This window comes from Flavicella sp. (genome assembly GCF_029238425.1).
Lineage (GTDB): Bacteria > Bacteroidota > Bacteroidia > Flavobacteriales > Flavobacteriaceae > Flavicella.
The window spans coordinates 59,966-75,666 of record NZ_JAQWGB010000073.1 but is presented as its reverse complement, the minus strand read 5'-3'; the positions used below and the strand labels follow the sequence as shown (position 1 = coordinate 75,666).

19 protein-coding genes, 1 other RNA gene and 1 riboswitch are annotated in these 15,701 nt (G+C 34.2%); of the genes, 14 read left to right on the top strand and 6 right to left on the bottom strand.

The features are described 5' to 3' along the window. The 4 genes from P8H68_RS05380 to P8H68_RS05365 all read right to left on the bottom strand — a co-directional run. A partial coding sequence (locus P8H68_RS05380) for a hypothetical protein (protein ID WP_300322357.1) occupies positions 1-362 on the bottom strand: 362 nt, incomplete at its 3' end. Continuing rightward, positions 359-1,552 carry a hypothetical protein gene (locus P8H68_RS05375; RefSeq protein WP_300322356.1) on the bottom strand — a complete coding sequence of 398 codons (1,194 nt, stop codon included), beginning with the start codon at positions 1,550-1,552 and terminating at the stop codon, positions 359-361. The genes P8H68_RS05380 and P8H68_RS05375, both read right to left, overlap by 4 nt. Before the next feature lie 4 nt (positions 1,553-1,556). Beyond that, positions 1,557-1,907: a TfoX/Sxy family protein gene (locus P8H68_RS05370; RefSeq protein ID WP_300322355.1), complete on the bottom strand. Its 351-nt coding sequence runs from the start codon at positions 1,905-1,907 to the stop codon at positions 1,557-1,559. A gap of 106 nt (positions 1,908-2,013) precedes the next feature. After that, on the bottom strand, positions 2,014-2,976 hold the full coding sequence (locus P8H68_RS05365) for a M20/M25/M40 family metallo-hydrolase (protein WP_300322354.1): 963 nt from the start codon (positions 2,974-2,976) through the stop codon (positions 2,014-2,016). A gap of 128 nt (positions 2,977-3,104) precedes the next feature. Beyond that, a riboswitch (TPP riboswitch) is annotated at positions 3,105-3,200 on the top strand. Positions 3,201-3,295: 95 nt separating this feature from the next. Between P8H68_RS05365 and thiS the strand changes: the two genes are divergently transcribed. From thiS to P8H68_RS05305, 12 genes are all read left to right on the top strand, one after another. Continuing rightward, positions 3,296-3,496 carry a sulfur carrier protein ThiS gene (gene thiS, locus P8H68_RS05360; protein WP_300322353.1) on the top strand — a complete coding sequence of 67 codons (201 nt, stop codon included), beginning with the start codon at positions 3,296-3,298 and terminating at the stop codon, positions 3,494-3,496. A gap of 100 nt (positions 3,497-3,596) precedes the next feature. Then, positions 3,597-5,459 carry a phosphomethylpyrimidine synthase ThiC gene (gene thiC, locus P8H68_RS05355; protein WP_300322352.1) on the top strand — a complete coding sequence of 621 codons (1,863 nt, stop codon included), beginning with the start codon at positions 3,597-3,599 and terminating at the stop codon, positions 5,457-5,459. A gap of 83 nt (positions 5,460-5,542) precedes the next feature. Continuing rightward, a complete protein-coding gene (locus tag P8H68_RS05350) occupies positions 5,543-6,130 on the top strand; it encodes a thiamine phosphate synthase (RefSeq protein WP_300322351.1) in 588 nt (195 codons plus the stop codon). Positions 6,131-6,182: 52 nt separating this feature from the next. Next, the gene (locus tag P8H68_RS05345) at positions 6,183-6,542 is read left to right on the top strand and encodes a four helix bundle protein (RefSeq protein WP_300322350.1); all 360 of its coding nucleotides are present in this window, start codon (positions 6,183-6,185) and stop codon (positions 6,540-6,542) included. Next, the gene (locus P8H68_RS05340; protein ID WP_300322349.1) at positions 6,529-7,323 is read left to right on the top strand and encodes a hydroxymethylpyrimidine/phosphomethylpyrimidine kinase; all 795 of its coding nucleotides are present in this window, start codon (positions 6,529-6,531) and stop codon (positions 7,321-7,323) included. Before P8H68_RS05345 ends, P8H68_RS05340 begins: the two co-directional genes overlap by 14 nt. A gap of 132 nt (positions 7,324-7,455) precedes the next feature. Continuing rightward, entirely contained in the window at positions 7,456-8,109 is a 654-nt protein-coding gene (thiE, locus tag P8H68_RS05335) for a thiamine phosphate synthase (protein ID WP_300322348.1), read from the top strand. An 11-nt stretch (positions 8,110-8,120) separates the two neighbouring features. Continuing rightward, positions 8,121-8,531 carry a DUF1801 domain-containing protein gene (locus tag P8H68_RS05330; RefSeq protein WP_300322347.1) on the top strand — a complete coding sequence of 137 codons (411 nt, stop codon included), beginning with the start codon at positions 8,121-8,123 and terminating at the stop codon, positions 8,529-8,531. Between the two features lie 61 nt (positions 8,532-8,592). Next, positions 8,593-9,363 carry a thiazole synthase gene (locus P8H68_RS05325; RefSeq protein WP_300322346.1) on the top strand — a complete coding sequence of 257 codons (771 nt, stop codon included), beginning with the start codon at positions 8,593-8,595 and terminating at the stop codon, positions 9,361-9,363. Between the two features lie 42 nt (positions 9,364-9,405). Further along, a complete protein-coding gene (locus P8H68_RS05320) occupies positions 9,406-9,759 on the top strand; it encodes a four helix bundle protein (protein WP_300322345.1) in 354 nt (117 codons plus the stop codon). Then, positions 9,759-10,925 carry a 2-iminoacetate synthase ThiH gene (gene thiH, locus P8H68_RS05315; RefSeq protein ID WP_300322344.1) on the top strand — a complete coding sequence of 389 codons (1,167 nt, stop codon included), beginning with the start codon at positions 9,759-9,761 and terminating at the stop codon, positions 10,923-10,925. Before P8H68_RS05320 ends, thiH begins: the two co-directional genes overlap by 1 nt. 169 nt (positions 10,926-11,094) lie before the next feature. After that, a complete protein-coding gene (gene kdsA / locus P8H68_RS05310; RefSeq protein WP_300322343.1) occupies positions 11,095-11,916 on the top strand; it encodes a 3-deoxy-8-phosphooctulonate synthase in 822 nt (273 codons plus the stop codon). Beyond that, positions 11,916-12,920: a transglutaminase domain-containing protein gene (locus P8H68_RS05305; protein WP_300322342.1), complete on the top strand. Its 1,005-nt coding sequence runs from the start codon at positions 11,916-11,918 to the stop codon at positions 12,918-12,920. Before kdsA ends, P8H68_RS05305 begins: the two co-directional genes overlap by 1 nt. On the opposite strand, the gene P8H68_RS05300 is transcribed toward P8H68_RS05305, so the two are convergent. Continuing rightward, positions 12,917-13,144: a DUF3820 family protein gene (locus P8H68_RS05300; protein WP_300322341.1), complete on the bottom strand. Its 228-nt coding sequence runs from the start codon at positions 13,142-13,144 to the stop codon at positions 12,917-12,919. The genes P8H68_RS05305 and P8H68_RS05300 overlap by 4 nt on opposite strands. A gap of 133 nt (positions 13,145-13,277) precedes the next feature. On the opposite strand from P8H68_RS05300, the gene ssrA reads away from it, so the two are divergent. Continuing rightward, positions 13,278-13,670: a transfer-messenger RNA gene (ssrA, locus tag P8H68_RS05295) on the top strand. Positions 13,671-13,735: 65 nt separating this feature from the next. Here the strand turns inward: ssrA and P8H68_RS05290 are convergent. Then, complete coding sequence (locus P8H68_RS05290; RefSeq protein ID WP_300322340.1) at positions 13,736-14,797, bottom strand: DUF481 domain-containing protein; 1,062 nt, start codon at positions 14,795-14,797, stop codon at positions 13,736-13,738. Between the two features lie 280 nt (positions 14,798-15,077). Between P8H68_RS05290 and P8H68_RS05285 the strand changes: the two genes are divergently transcribed. Then, positions 15,078-15,701, top strand: a complete 624-nt coding sequence (locus tag P8H68_RS05285) for a class I SAM-dependent methyltransferase (RefSeq protein ID WP_300322339.1) — start codon at positions 15,078-15,080, stop codon at positions 15,699-15,701.

Below are 15,701 nucleotides of genomic sequence, written 5' to 3'. Positions count from 1 at the left end.
GAAGATCCCATTAGTGCATACACAGTTTCTGCTGAGGGTTTGAATAATGTTAAAATAAGCGTATAGATTGTAGTAATCCAAAGCACAACAATAATCATGGGTTGCACCCTTAAAATTTTCAATCGATAGCGATTGAAATTCTTTACCAAATTCTCTATAAACCAGTTGAGAACTTTTATAAATCCCCATACCAATATCAACACTACTATTATGGTAAGAATTTTGGTAAATGAAATAATTTCTGTGGCTGCGGTAATCGTTTCAGACACATTGTCCTTTACATCCGTAACCGGTACCATTTCTTGCGCAAATGAAACCAAGCCAATAAACAGCGCTACGCTACATAAATATATCTTTTTCATATTACATATTTTCGGTTCAACCTATCTTGCATCAATGTTTTCAATGGAGTTAAATAAATAATATTTATTCCATACTCTACTCTACCTGAATTTTCCCTATAGACTAAGATCAATTGTTGCTCCAACAACTTTTCAATGGCCAAGCGTGTTTCTCTTTTTGTATTTCTCAGAATATTGTTAAATTCAACAATAGTCAATCTAGAATGCTGCAATAGTGCTTCTATTAAAAACATCTCATTCAAAGACAAGGTGGGAATTACTTTTTGCTGATAGGGTTTTAAGAACACCGTATCATCTTTGACTCTTATGGCTGATAATTTTGAAAAATGAATTGCCCTTGAAATATTTCCTTTAGCATAAAGAGTCAATAACCTATCATACTCCGCTTTAAGCAACTCTTGTCTCAGCTCTGGAGCAGCCTTTTTCAAGCTTTTATTCAATTTTTTTGTCAAACGAGTCGGTTTTAAATACACCAACTTATAACCTTCATTTCTACTGACTAATTCCTCAATCAACACTTCATTTGATATGGGTCCTAATCGTAAAATAGATGAAAAATTAGAACTAAATAACTTCACATTGCTTAAAAAATAATTGCTGTATTTTTTTACGGTTATAACCCAATAAACTCTTAATTTGGTTCTATGCACAAATAACAAAAATTCTTCTATCAGCTTAAAACCGCCGATTTCTCTTAAAAACATGCGTTCAATATTTTCAAAAACAATCACGTAATTTTTTTCTTGAGCAAATAAATCTTCTTTAAGTGCACTGATATTTTTATAATCACCCTCTAACTCAAAAACACCTTTTAAAATCTTCAATAATTTTTCCTGAGAATGTATGGCACTTTTATTCTCTATAATTTTTACATTTTCATACAAGCTAATGCTACTATACATCAAAGAACTTGATCCCTCTCCAAAATCAGAGACCACTAGCAGAGGAGCATTGTTTATTTTCCAGTTTTCATAAGCGATCTTTAAATTTTTCAGTTCATCATCCCTCCCTTTTAACTGGGCTTGATTTTCTACAGGATAGGTTGAAAATCTTTCTAGATAACCATCAGGAAGAAACACCTCTTCGTCTACCTCCTCGATGACCATTGATTTTTTTTCGTATTCAATGTCGATCAAACTATATAAAAACACCTTGGAACGATGCACCAACTCTTTTCTATCAAATTTCATATCGCTATTTTTTCTTTTTCTTCTTACTAGCTTTGGCAAATGGATTGAAAGCTAATGCCAAGTCCAACCAATATTCTAAATCAGACTCTAAATCGGTAGCAGCCTCTGTCAAAAAAACATACCCTTTCATAGCCCTACCTGTAAAATTCATTTCTTTACAGCCTTCTTTCTTCAAAGCTTCTTCATAGTTTTCTGTTCCAATTCTCGCCATGACTTCATCTCTAACCACACCCACACACACTTTCTCATCCACCATAAAACAATAACCTCCCATCATTTTCATTCCTCTATATTGGATTTTTTTATCTAAAAAATAATTTTCTATGCGTTCAGATAAATATTCGTTGTAAGCCATTTTTTCTTTTAATTGTTTTCTTTTTCTATTTCTTCCTTCTAAGATACTATTTTACCAAACAATTACGATAGTCGTTGACCAAATTAGTACTTCACAGCCAAAAACATTAATGTGCACTGGTGGATGACTCCAAAGTCACTCTTGTTGGAGTATCTTTTCCTAAAATGATGGATTCCGTTCCAATCGCAATGGCTTTGATGGTATTGGTAATCGTTTTTATTTCTAAAGTTTCTACCTCGTCATCTACGGTATGATAATAACGATCCTTGTCAATCGGACAGGTTGAAAAGGTATGTGCCGGCACTCCCAATCGTGCCAAAGAAGCATTGTCTGATCGATAAAATAAATTGAACTTCTTATAAGGATCAGGGTGCAATGTATAATCTGTTCCTTTTAGATTTTTTTGAATAATTTTTCCAAAGTCAGATCTCTCATAGCCGGTTAAAAAAGCTGTTTTTGGTCCAAATTTTGAATCCTTTCCTATCATTTCAATATTGATTCCTGCGATGCAATTTTCTGCATTTCCTTGACTGCCAAAATAAGTGGATCCCCACAAACCTTTTTCCTCTCCAGTAAATGCAATAAACACAATACTTCTTTTATTCCCTCCTCTTTTCTTCCAATACTTGGCCAAAGTCAATACTGCAGTCACCCCAGAAGCATCGTCATCTGCTCCATTGGCTATAGAATCTCCTTTGACGGCTTTTAGAATCCCTAAATGATCGTAATGTGCAGAAACCACTACCCATTCCTTCTTCTTTGAACTACCTTCTAAAACCCCAATAATATTTGACAATTCCATTCCTCCCTTAGAAAAAGTCTGTCGGTAATCTTTCGCTCCTTGAAAAGGTTTCAAACCAAGCTTTTTAAATTCCGATTCAATATATTGTGCCGCTTTTTCAATCCCTTCGGTTCCAACTTTACGTCCTTCCATGGTATCTGAAGCAAGAGTGTATAGATGTTTTTTCACTTGTTCGGACATAATTTCAACTTCCTGAGCCGAAATATCAATAATTGATAAAAACAATATTGCCATACAGGCTTTGATAATTTTTCTTTTAATTTTCATGAATAGAATTTTATTAGCTAAATGTACACTTTTATTTAATTCCCTTTAAAATCAGGATATCAACAATTCTAAAAACCTGTGAATAAATCATGCAACAACTATAAAGAAAATTGAATATATTTGTAGCCGATAAACTTTAGGGGTGTCCATCGACGATGGACTGAGAATTACCCTTTGAACCTGAATAAGTTAGTGCTTACGTAGGAAAAAGTAGAGTCAGTTGACTCTTTTATTATTTACTAAGCGATGTCCGACATCGTGTACTACTTCAATAAAAACAGGCATGGCCTGCTAAAGTTTTCGCAATAAATAATGTACAATGATTATAAGCGTAAACAATACTCAAAAAGAAATTTCTGATAACACTTCCATAGAAGCGTTGTTAAAAGCATTACAGCATACGCAAAATGGAATCGCAGTTGCTATCAATGAAACCGTTGTTTTAAAACATTCTTGGAGCGAACATGTTTTAAAAGAAAATGACGAAGTGCTTATCATTCAAGCAACTCAGGGAGGATAAATAAAGCTATTAGCCTATAGCCTTTAGCTATTGGTGAAATTATATATAAATTAAGAATAACGCCAAAGGCTAACTGCCAAAGGCCAAAAGCTAAGTATAAATGAAAAACAAAGACACAGCACCACAGGAGGGGAAAATCACAAGAAACCCTTTTCCTAATTCAAAAAAGATTTATGTAGAAGGAAAACTTCACCCACAGATTAAAGTAGCCATGCGCGAAATTTCTTTGAGTGACACCAAAGATTCTATGACAGGAAAAATGACTCCGAACGAGCCAGTTACTGTATATGACACTTCTGGACCTTATACAGATCCAAGTAAAGAAATCAATGTGCACGAAGGTATCGAAAGAATTAGAGAGCAGTGGATTTTAGATCGTAATGATGTAGAAGAATTGGATTCATTTACTTCTGAGTACTGTAATGAAAGATTGAACGATGCTAGTTTAGACCACATGCGTTTCAATCTAAAAAACAAACCAAAACGTGCAAAAAAAGGTCAAAATGTAACACAGTTACATTACGCTAAAAAAGGAATCATTACTCCAGAAATGGAATACATCGCCATTCGTGAAAATCAACGAATTGACGAAATGACTGAAATCAGAAAACAACATCCAGGAGAACATTTTGGAGCAGCGATCCCTGCTAAAATCACTCCTGAATTTGTAAGAGAAGAAGTTGCAAGAGGACGTGCGGTAATACCATCAAACATCAATCACCCTGAAGCTGAACCTATGATTTTAGGTCGTAACTTCTTGGTAAAAATCAACGCAAATATTGGAAACTCTGCCACTACATCTTCTATTGAAGAAGAGGTAGAAAAAGCAGTTTGGGCTTGCCGTTGGGGAGCTGATAACATCATGGACTTGTCTACAGGACAAAATATTCATGAAACTCGTGAGTGGATTGTACGTAACTCACCAGTGCCAATCGGAACTGTGCCAATTTACCAAGCTTTAGAAAAAGTAAATGGTGTTGCTGAAGATTTGACATGGGAAATTTTCCGTGATACATTGATTGAACAAGCTGAGCAAGGAGTAGATTACTTTACAATCCATGCCGGTGTATTGTTGCGTTATGTTCCAATGACAGCAAAACGTGTTACTGGAATCGTATCTCGTGGTGGTTCTATCATGGCAAAATGGTGTTTGGCACATCATAAAGAAAGTTTCTTATATACGCACTTCGAAGAGATTTGTGAAATCTTAAAATCATACGATGTTGCTTTCTCATTAGGAGATGGATTACGTCCAGGTTCTGTGGCTGATGCCAATGATGAAGCGCAGTTTGCTGAATTAGAAACTTTGGGAGAATTGACACAAATTGCTCGTAAGCATGAAGTTCAATGCTTTATTGAAGGACCAGGTCACGTTCCAATGCATATGATTAAGGAAAACATGGAAAAACAAATTGAAGCTTGTGACGAGGCTCCTTTCTATACATTAGGACCTTTAACAACAGACATCGCTCCTGGATATGACCATATTACTTCTGGTATTGGTGCTGCTATGATTGGTTGGTACGGATGTGCAATGTTGTGCTATGTAACTCCAAAAGAACACTTAGGATTGCCAAATAAAGAAGACGTTCGTGTGGGAGTTGTTACCTATAAGCTAGCAGCCCATGCAGCAGATTTAGCCAAAGGACATCCAGGTTCTCAACATAGAGATAATGCTTTAAGCATGGCTCGTTTTGAATTCCGTTGGGAAGATCAATTCAACCTAGGATTGGATCCTGAGCGTGCTTTAGAATACCACGATGAAACATTGCCTGCAGATGGAGCCAAGGTTGCACATTTCTGCTCTATGTGTGGACCTAAATTCTGTTCAATGAAAATTTCTCAAGAAGTTCGTGACTTTGCAGCTGAAAATGAAATTGCAGATAACAACGAGGTGATTGCTAAAGGTTTTGAAGAAAAATCTCAGGAATTTAAAGACAAAGGATCAGAAGTTTATTTATAAAACAATCTTCAATTAACAATGTGCAATTAGCAATTACAAAGATTGCCAATTGCACATTGTTAATTGCTAATTACCCATTGAGAATGATTGTATTAATAGCTCCAGAAAAGGATATACCTAATGAAATTGAAATACTACATCAGTTATTTCAAGAGGGACTTGAATACTATCATTTGAGAAAACCTGATAAAAATTATCAAGAACATTGTGAGTATCTACAACAGATTGATGAGAAATATCACAACAGAATTGTAGTGCATTATTTTCATGAATTGATCAATAAATTTGATTTAAAAGGAATTCATTTTCAAGAACAAAAAAGAAGAGATTGCTTGGATACACCAAGTGATTATTTTACCAAGTTTGATAATATGTTTGGTAAAACTATCAGTTCTTCTTTTCATGAACCTGAACAATTAGAAACATGCAGTTTTGAGTTTGATTATCATTTATTGAGTCCGGTTTTTTCATCCATTTCTAAACAAGGATATGAAGGAAGAGGCTTTGATGTAAACTCTATTGATAAAACTATTATTGGAATGGGCGGAGTTACAACTGAGAATCTTGATGACTTTAATCGTCTCGGCTTTCAAGGTGTAGGAGTTTTAGGAGGAATTTGGAATAGCGATGAACCTGTCAATGAATTTGTTAAGATGAACAATTTACAATGAACAATTAGCAGTTAACAATTAACAGGGTACAATTAGCAGAGAACAATTAAAAATGTCAAACAATATTATTTTAGATAAAACCTATTCGTTTGCGGTTAAAACCGTTAAGCTTTCTCAGTACCTAGTGGATGAGAAAAAAGAATATGTACTGTCTAAACAAATATTACGTTCTGGGACTTCAATTGGTGCTAATACTGAAGAAGCAATTGGTGGTTGTTCTAAAAAAGATTTTATATACAAACTGAATATTGCATACAAAGAAGCCCGAGAGACAAAATATTGGTTAAGATTATTAAAAGACACAGGGTATATAAGTATTGATGAATTTGACTCTCTTTTTGAAGAACTAGGACAAATTCTAAAAATATTATTCACAATTATCAAAAAGTCCAAAGAAAATGAACAAAGATAAAATTGATAATTGCACATTGCCAACTGGTAATTTTAAATACATATTAAGTATTGCTGGTCACGACCCTTCAGGGGGTGCTGGTTTGACTTCAGATATCAAAACATTTGAAGCACATGACTTGTATGGTTTGTCTGTATGCTCTGCTATAACCGTTCAGAATGATGTGGATTTTAAAAAATGTATTTGGATAGATACTGAAGTAATTCTTTCTCAAATAGAAATACTCTTTGAACGTTTTGAAATTCCTGTTGTTAAAATTGGAATTGTAGAATCTTGGTCGACCTTGTCACTTATAGTAAACAAATTAAACGTCCTAAACAGAAATATCAAAATTGTTTTAGACCCAATATTTAAAGCAAGTGCTGGTTTCGATTTTCATTCAAAAGAAAGTCAAGGATTACTAGATTCTATTTGGAAACAATGTTATATCATCACTCCAAATTACGATGAAATTCAAAGTTTGTATCCCGAATTAGATATTGATGATACCGTTGAGCATGTGTGTAGCATGACTAATATTTATTTAAAGGGAGGACATCGAAAAGAGAAAAAAGGTTGGGATGAATTGTACCATAGCCATATTGTCATGGTAAATATCCCACCAAATGCAAGTTCAATAAATGAAAAACATGGAAGCGGATGTGTTTTATCTTCTTCACTAGCTAGTAATTTAGCTCTTGAAATTGTTCTAGAAGATGCCGCTCAAAATGCAAAATATTATACAGAAGATTTTTTGAATAGTGACTCAGGTTTATTAGGAAAACATACAACAATTAAATAGTCATGATAAAATGAAACATGTCAATTCGAGTGATTTTGAGGAACGAAAAATTGTATCGAGAACTTCTTAATACTAATTTGACTAACTCGGACACTGAGCCTGTCGAAGGGTAACTTTTATAACTAGAAAAAAATGAGCATAAGTAAATTACACTATATATCACAAGGAACAACCGTAAAGGAACACCTTGAAAACATTCAACAAGCTTGTCAAGCTGGTGCTGAACTAGTACAACTTCGTTTGAAAAATTATTCTGAAAAAAAGATTTTAAAAGCCGCACAAGAAGCTAGAGAAATCACAGGTCATTTTCAAACTAGGTTGATTATCAATGATCATTATAAAATAGCCAAAGAAGTAAAAGCAGATGGTGTTCATTTAGGAAAAACGGATACTTCTCCTTTGGAAGCTAGAAAACATTTATACACTTGGCAAATAATTGGTGGTACAGCAAACACTCTAGAAGATTGTAAAAACCTATTAGACAAAAAAGTAGACTATATTGGTTTAGGTCCTTTTCGTTTCACAACAACAAAAGACAATTTAAGTCCAATTTTGGGAACAAATGGTTACTTGACAATTTTAGAAGAATTGAAAACGGAGACTCCAATTGTTGCGATTGGTGGAATTACTTTGGAAGATGTGCCAGAAATTATGACTACAGGGGTTCATGGAATTGCTGTTTCTGGAGAAGCCACAAAAGACTTTAATAAAATCAATACTTTTTATCAAATCTTAAAAGGCGAAGATAAATTGGAGCAAAGATTTGATATTAACAATTTCAAATAAAATTTTAACCCATGGCCAATAAAACACAACCCACAGCTGCTAGCGTTGAAGAATTTTTAAACAGCGTAGAAAAAGAGCAGAAAAGACAGGATAGCTTTGAAATATTAGCTATGATGCAAGAACTGACTGGGGAGAAACCCGTGATGTGGGGAGAAAGTATTATTGGATTTGGACAATTTAAATACAAGACAAAATCAGGTTGTGAAGACAATTGGTTTACCTGTGGTTTTTCGCCTCGGAAGGCAAATATCTCCATGTATCTAATGGGATGTGATATCAAACAAAGTCAAGATTTATTGGATCAATTAGGAAAACACAAAACCGGAGTTGGTTGTTTGTATGTGAATAAACTTGCTGATATCGATAAAGAAGTATTAAAAAAAATAATCAAAAGAACAATAAAATTACAAACTGGCCATTAGCCTTCAGCTGTTTGCACTTAGCTGCCAAAAGCCAAATGCCAAATGCCATAAGCCATAAAAAATGACAGATATTTTAAAAATAGCCGACAAAGAATTCAACTCACGTTTATTTACAGGAACGGGAAAATTCAGTTCAAATGATTTAATGGCAGATGCTATTTTGGCTTCTGACAGTGAATTGGTAACCGTTGCACTGAAACGTGTTGATGTGGACAATGAGCAAGATAAAATGTTACAAAGCATACAAAAGCCACATGTAAATTTATTGCCAAATACTTCTGGGGTACGTGATGCCAAAGAAGCCGTATTTGCTGCGCAATTGGCTAGAGAAGCTTTAGAAACAAACTGGATTAAATTAGAAATTCATCCAGACCCAAAATATTTATTGCCAGATCCTATTGAAACATTAAAAGCAGCAGAAGAGTTGGTAAAACTTGGTTTTGTTGTGATGCCATATATTCATGCTGATCCAGTTTTATGTAAAAGATTAGAGGAAGTTGGAACCCAATGCGTAATGCCTTTAGGGGCTCCAATTGGAACAAACAAAGGAATCAAAACAGTGGATTTTTTAGAAATCATTATTGAGCAAAGCAATGTTCCTGTCATCGTTGATGCTGGAATAGGAAGCCCTTCTCATGCTGCCTATGCAATGGAACTAGGTGCAGATGCCGTATTGGTAAATACTGCTATTGCTGTTTCAGAAAACCCTACAGAAATGGCAAAGGCTTTTAAAATGGCAGTACAAGCAGGAAGAATGGCTTACAATGCAAAATTAGCAAGCATCAAAAAACATGCTGAAGCAAGTAGTCCATTGACGAGTTTTTTAAATTAATTGCCTTTAGTTTTTGGCCATTAGTCATTAGCAACTATTTCTATGAGAGATTATCGTAAATATGAAATTTGGAAAAAATCGCATCAACTAGCTTTAGAAGTTTATGGTGTGACTAAATATTTCCCTAAAGAAGAAATGTATGGCATTACTTCTCAATTACGCAGGTCTTCACTGTCTATCCCTACAAATATTGTTGAAGGATCTGGCAGGCATTCTCAAAAGGAATTTGCTCATTTTATAAATATAGCTTCTGGATCGGCTGCTGAAACTGAATATTTAATTCGATTTTCTTTCGATATTAAATATTTAAATGAAAATGATTTTAATAAGATTAACGAAGAGCTAATAAGCATTAGAAAAATATTAAATGCTTTTCATCAAAAAATTAAATTATAATGGAAGATGTGAAACCAAAGGCCAAAGACCAAAAGCCAATGGCTAAAAATAGCTTCCAAGCTATTTTCGAACAATACAACTGGGATGAACTAGAAAAGGAAATTTATCAATATACATCGGTTGATGTAGAACGTGTTTTAAGAAAAGACAAGATTGATATTTCTGATTTCAAAGCATTGATTTCTCCGGCTGCCAAACCATTTTTAGAGGAAATGGCACAAAGAAGTCATGCCCTTACAAAAAAGCGTTTTGGGAATACCATTCAGATGTACATTCCGATGTACTTATCCAATGAATGTCAGAATATTTGTACCTATTGTGGTTTTAGCATGACCAACAAAATCAGAAGAAAAACACTTTCTGATGCGGAGATATTGCAAGAAGTAGCTCATATTAAAAAACTTGGTTACGATCATATTTTATTGGTTACTGGAGAGGCTAACAAAACTGTTGGCGTGTCGTATTTAAAGCACGCGATTGATTTGATTCGCTCTGAATTTTCAAATATTACTATTGAAGTACAGCCTTTAGATCAGCATGAGTACGAACAATTAATTGATGCCGGATTATACTCAGTACTAGTATACCAAGAAACGTATCATAAAGCTACTTATAAAACGCATCATCCCAAAGGGAAAAAATCGAATTTTGATTACCGGTTGGATACACCCGATCGATTAGGAAGAGCCGGAATTCATAAAATTGGAATTGGTGCTTTATTTGGATTGGAAGACTGGCGTGTGGATAGTTTTTATACTGCATTGCATTTAAAATATTTGCAGAAAACCTATTGGAAAACAAAATACTCCATTTCTTTCCCTAGACTGAGACCTCATCAAGGTGATGTACAACCTAAGGTAGAAATGACCGATTCTGACTTGGTACAATTGATTTGCGCCTACAGATTGTTAGATGAAGATGTTGAATTATCTATGTCGACTAGAGAAAATGAGGTCTTTAGAAATAACATCATCAAATTAGGGATTACTTCTATCAGCGCAGAGTCCAAAACGAATCCAGGTGGTTATGCTGTTGAACCACAATCTTTAGAACAATTTGAAATTTCTGACGAACGTTCTACAAACGAAATCAAAGAAATGATTCAAAACCAAGGTTATGAAGTCGTTTGGAAAGATTGGGACAGAAGTTATGATTTGGCGAAATAGGATTTTGGTCTTTGGTCTTTGGTCTTTGGTCTTTGGTAAAAAAAGAAATACTCTTGAGAATTGACACAATTGAATTGAGATTTTTTAATTATTGCACAAGTTTTCTATTACACTTTGTTAATTGCGAGTTGCTAATTGAAAACCTATCTTTGTAAAAAAAATGAAACAAATGGATTTAAATCTTATTCCAAAAATAAAACATACAGACAGTGGTAACTTTTTTCTTTTAGCTGGTCCCTGTGCCATAGAAGGAGAAGATATGGCTTTACGAATTGCTGAAAAGGTGGTAAGCATCACAGATAAACTAGAAATTCCTTACGTTTTTAAAGGAAGTTTTAAAAAAGCAAATCGTTCTAGAATTGATAGTTTTACTGGAATTGGTGATGAAAAAGCCTTGAAAATATTGCGTAAAGTTTCTGAGACTTTTGACGTTCCTACAGTAACAGATATTCATACAAATGAAGATGCTGTGATTGCAGCCGAATATGTTGATGTTTTGCAGATCCCAGCTTTTTTGGTTCGTCAGACTGATTTGGTAGCGGCTGCCGCTAAAACAGGAAAAGTGGTAAACTTGAAAAAAGGACAATTTATGAGTCCAGGTGCTATGCAACATGCCGTTCAGAAAGTAATTGATAGCGGAAATGAAAAAGCTTGGATTACGGATAGAGGAACTATGTTTGGATACCAAGACATGATTGTTGACTTTAGAGGTATTCCTGAAATGAAAGCCTTTGCTCCTACGGTTTTAGATGTAACACATTCTTTGCAACAACCCAACCAAACAAGCGGAGTTACCGGAGGAAGACCTGACATGATTGAAACTATTGCCAGAGCTGGAATTGCAACAGGTGTAGATGGTTTGTTCCTAGAAACACATTTTGATCCTGCAAATGCCAAATCAGACGGTGCAAATATGTTAGATTTACAACATCTAGAAAGCTTATTAGGTAATTTGGTTGCTATCAGAAAAACGATCAATACATTAAGTTAATGTTTGTTCTTAACAAAATACAAAGACTGTTTTTCAGAAATGTAAAACAGTCTTTTCTATTTACAGCTCTCTTTGTAGTGCTTCACTCCTACGCGCAAAAGTTTGAAAAAATAGATGAGATTGCTTTAAGTTACAGCAGTGGTATCTCTGATGCCAAGGTTTTGGCTACACATATTTCTGATGACTTCAAAGATCAAAGCGATCAAGTACGTGCATTATTTATTTGGCTAACCCATCATATAGATTACAATATAAATGAATTGAATTATGGGGCTACCAACTATAGTTTCCGGTATAGTTCTAAGGAGGAACTAGAACAGAAAATCAGAGCGCGAGATTTAGAAATCATATCCAAAACAATGCAAGAAAAAAGAGCCATTTGTGAAGGCTATTCTATGGTTTTCAAGGAGGTCTGTGATATACTAAACATCAGATGTGAAATTATCAGTGGATACAGTCGAAGTCCATTTTCTCAAATTGGCAAATTACCTTTAAGCGGAAAACATGCATGGAATGCTGTGTATATTAACAATCAATGGAAACTGATTGACACTACTTGGGGTGCAGGATACAGCAGAGACTCTGAACACTGGGTTAAAGATTTTGATGCACATTATTTTTTTACCGCTCCGAAAGACTTACTCACAACACACTACCCAGAAGAAAAAAAATGGCAATTGACTCAGCCTTCATTAAATGAAAAAGAATTCACAAGTCAGCCTATATATTCTTCTTTGTTTTTTGACAATAATCTAAAATTATTAGCCCCAATATCGGGAATTATTCATCCGAAAAACAAAGCATTTATTCTTATAGAAATAGACAATCTACCTCCTGCATCGGAAATGGGTTTTGCGTTTGAAAACGATTATTATCTAACCTCTATCATACCTGAATTTGAAGGGAGTAAAGCTATTTTAAAAATACCTGTTGCAGGCAAAAAGAATACTACTTTAAATGTTTTATTGGAGACTGAAATGATACTCCAGTTCAGAATTGATTAACGACTTGAGTCTTTTCTAATTTTATGGATCAGATGTTCCAATCCATTTAATTTTAATTCATATACCAAACGTAACATATCCCCTGTTTGTCCTTTTGGAAAACCTTTGTTATGATACCAAACGATATAATGCTCGGGCAAGTCAATAAGATACGTTCCCTTAAACTTCCCAAAGGGCATTCTTGTATGTGCTAATTTTTTTAAATACTCTTGTTGCTCTTGCATTCTTGATTTTTAACAACATCAAAAATATTATTTCTTTTCAAATTTCTCACAAAACAATCGCTGAATATCTTATTATTTTGTCTAATTTTGCAGCCAGCTCATTGAATAGTTTCTGAAACATATTTAGAAACATGGGGACGACTGGTTTTGACAGCGAGATCAATCAATATGTAAGCATGTCGAGAAAGGAAACAACTCTCGTAAAACTCGGTTTCAACATTTTATACGGTGAAGAATCTTTCGCCATGGCTGCCTAATCTGAATTATAGTAGGATGGGCCTCGGCTCACAAGGTGAGCAGGCTATGCATCTCCGGAAAGCCTTGGTATGCGGCGTTCCATTTTGAGGTGTCGTAAAAGTATACATAGAAAAAATAGGCTTCGATATTTTTTCGAAATTAAAGAAGATAAGTCTCTTGTAGCTTGTTTTTAAGCGGCATTGGATCGAAAATTAATTAGAAACTAAGCATGTAGAAAGCCTTGCGGTTGCTTGTTTGGACCCGGGTTCGATTCCCGGCGTCTCCACAAAACAAAACCTCAACAAACTGACTGACAGTATTGTTGAGGTTTTTTATTTAAATAAGAAATCATGATTACCATTCCCAACCAAAACCTGTGGTAAACACATAATCTATTTCTTTACCCTCTTCAACTGGTCTATTATCATAATTGAGTGTATATCCTGCTCTTACGTAGAAATCTTTTAATATAAAATCATCATATTTTGCATCAAATCTAAAATTGGTACGAAAACGACCCGCTTCTACATTTTCATCTGCGACAATCGTTGGGTACGCGATGATATTAGTAAATAGATTTAAATCACTTACATCATATAAATTTAATTCTGTTCCAATAAATCCTTCAACAGAATTCCTTGTAGATTCTGGCGTAATAAAACCATCATCTGCAATAATCGCTGAAAATGACTCATTATTGTAAGCCATTCCTGTAGATAAATTCCAATAGGATGCATTCGTATGAATAATATAATTACCAACACCTAGCATGGCTGTGGTACGCAAATCTAAGGACTGTTCTGTATTGGAAAGTAAATCTATATCTGCAGATAGGTTCCAATCAGATGGTAGAAAATAACGAGCACCAAGCCCGGCATCATTTCTTTGTATGTCTTCCACATCGTCCTGAGCTGTTAATAAGGTATTATAATACAATTCTGTAGACCAAGTATCTGCAATATACCCAATCCTAAGATTTCCATTCAATTGACGTTGGTTATTCGCTTTAGTAAGTGATAACCCAAAATCAATATTCGCAGAAATACGACTTAAAAAACTACTATCGACACTATTTACAGTAACAATTTCAGATTGCCTAATGGTAATATCAGCACCATTTTCATTAGCAATAAAAACCATTCCATCACCAGAACTCCTAAAAGTCCCATTGATTCTCCTTCCATCAGAAAGTGTAATTAAATACCGTTGAAAGGTTTTCATTTCTTTTATATCTTCCCATTTTATTTTAAAGTCAGAATCGGAATACGTAGGCTCAATTGTAAGTACACCTTTGTCCATACTTTTCAAGTCACCATCGATGATATTACCATTAACAAGAACTAAAGAATCATTTTGGGCGAAACTATAAAAATGAGTAATTGCTAATAAAAAAAAAGTAGTAAATAGTTTATACATATTAAAATACATTTATGTGATTCATACCTACTAGTTGTAACCATTCAGAATAGAAAACAATCTAGTATCAATCAATATTTATTTATTTTACTAAAATACAAACTGTTTTAAAAATCAAAAACTTAAAAAGTATAATTTCAACATATAAGCTATATATTAATTATTCGAATATTTCACGAAAAACCAATACTTCCTACTTTCACCATTATTAGCCTCATTTGTATCAGCTATTAAGTATTTACTTAGAGTAATTTTATACTGTAATTAAAAACACTATAAAATGACACAAACAGAGGAACATACACTTGCTGCTGTTATCAACGCCCTATATCAGGATGCAAAATACGACAAGTTAAAAATGCTCAAAGGAGCGGCAAAAAGTTTATTCAGATCGTTTAAACCAGAAAATTTTGAAGATGCTTATTTAGCTATATCCAAAGATCAAGGTGAGGCGTTGGTGCATTTGATTCAAGATAAAAAGCTGAAAAACATAGTCGAATTCGGAACTTCATTTGGGATTTCAACATTGTATTTGGCTCAAGGGGTTGCAAAATTTGGTGGATATATTACCACTACCGAATTATTAGAATCAAAAGCCAAAAAGGCAATAAATAATTTTAAAAAAGCAGGAGTAGAAAGCCTAATTGACATAAAAGTTGGTGATGCATTGGTTACCTTAAAAAACTACAGCAATAGTATAGATTTATTAGTTTTAGATGGTTGGATGGACTTGTACTTGCCCCTCTTTAAATTGTTAGAACCTAACTTTTATTCAAATACACATATTTATGTCGATAACGCAAATATGACTGACAGTCAGAAGTTTTTATCTTCTATAGCTACCGATACCTATAAAATTCAATCAAAATTTAATGGCAAAGTAGCCATAATAACCGTAAATTGA

Excerpts from the sequence above, each read along its gene's own strand:
- kdsA (WP_300322343.1), top strand. The coding sequence starts at position 11,095 with ATGGATTTAAATCTTATTCCAAAAATAAAACATACAGACAGTGGTAAC.
- P8H68_RS05365 (WP_300322354.1), bottom strand. The coding sequence starts at position 2,976 with ATGAAAATTAAAAGAAAAATTATCAAAGCCTGTATGGCAATATTGTTT.
- P8H68_RS05330 (WP_300322347.1), top strand. The coding sequence starts at position 8,121 with ATGGCCAATAAAACACAACCCACAGCTGCTAGCGTTGAAGAATTTTTA.
- P8H68_RS05350 (WP_300322351.1), top strand. The coding sequence starts at position 5,543 with ATGATTGTATTAATAGCTCCAGAAAAGGATATACCTAATGAAATTGAA.
- thiH (WP_300322344.1), top strand. The coding sequence starts at position 9,759 with ATGGAAGATGTGAAACCAAAGGCCAAAGACCAAAAGCCAATGGCTAAA.
- P8H68_RS05340 (WP_300322349.1), top strand. The coding sequence starts at position 6,529 with ATGAACAAAGATAAAATTGATAATTGCACATTGCCAACTGGTAATTTT.
- thiC (WP_300322352.1), top strand. The coding sequence starts at position 3,597 with ATGAAAAACAAAGACACAGCACCACAGGAGGGGAAAATCACAAGAAAC.
- P8H68_RS05345 (WP_300322350.1), top strand. The coding sequence starts at position 6,183 with ATGTCAAACAATATTATTTTAGATAAAACCTATTCGTTTGCGGTTAAA.
- P8H68_RS05285 (WP_300322339.1), top strand. The coding sequence starts at position 15,078 with ATGACACAAACAGAGGAACATACACTTGCTGCTGTTATCAACGCCCTA.
- P8H68_RS05320 (WP_300322345.1), top strand. The coding sequence starts at position 9,406 with ATGAGAGATTATCGTAAATATGAAATTTGGAAAAAATCGCATCAACTA.
- P8H68_RS05305 (WP_300322342.1), top strand. The coding sequence starts at position 11,916 with ATGTTTGTTCTTAACAAAATACAAAGACTGTTTTTCAGAAATGTAAAA.
- P8H68_RS05290 (WP_300322340.1), bottom strand. The coding sequence starts at position 14,797 with ATGTATAAACTATTTACTACTTTTTTTTTATTAGCAATTACTCATTTT.
- P8H68_RS05300 (WP_300322341.1), bottom strand. The coding sequence starts at position 13,144 with ATGCAAGAGCAACAAGAGTATTTAAAAAAATTAGCACATACAAGAATG.
- P8H68_RS05325 (WP_300322346.1), top strand. The coding sequence starts at position 8,593 with ATGACAGATATTTTAAAAATAGCCGACAAAGAATTCAACTCACGTTTA.
- thiS (WP_300322353.1), top strand. The coding sequence starts at position 3,296 with ATGATTATAAGCGTAAACAATACTCAAAAAGAAATTTCTGATAACACT.
- P8H68_RS05370 (WP_300322355.1), bottom strand. The coding sequence starts at position 1,907 with ATGGCTTACAACGAATATTTATCTGAACGCATAGAAAATTATTTTTTA.
- P8H68_RS05375 (WP_300322356.1), bottom strand. The coding sequence starts at position 1,552 with ATGAAATTTGATAGAAAAGAGTTGGTGCATCGTTCCAAGGTGTTTTTA.
- thiE (WP_300322348.1), top strand. The coding sequence starts at position 7,456 with ATGAGCATAAGTAAATTACACTATATATCACAAGGAACAACCGTAAAG.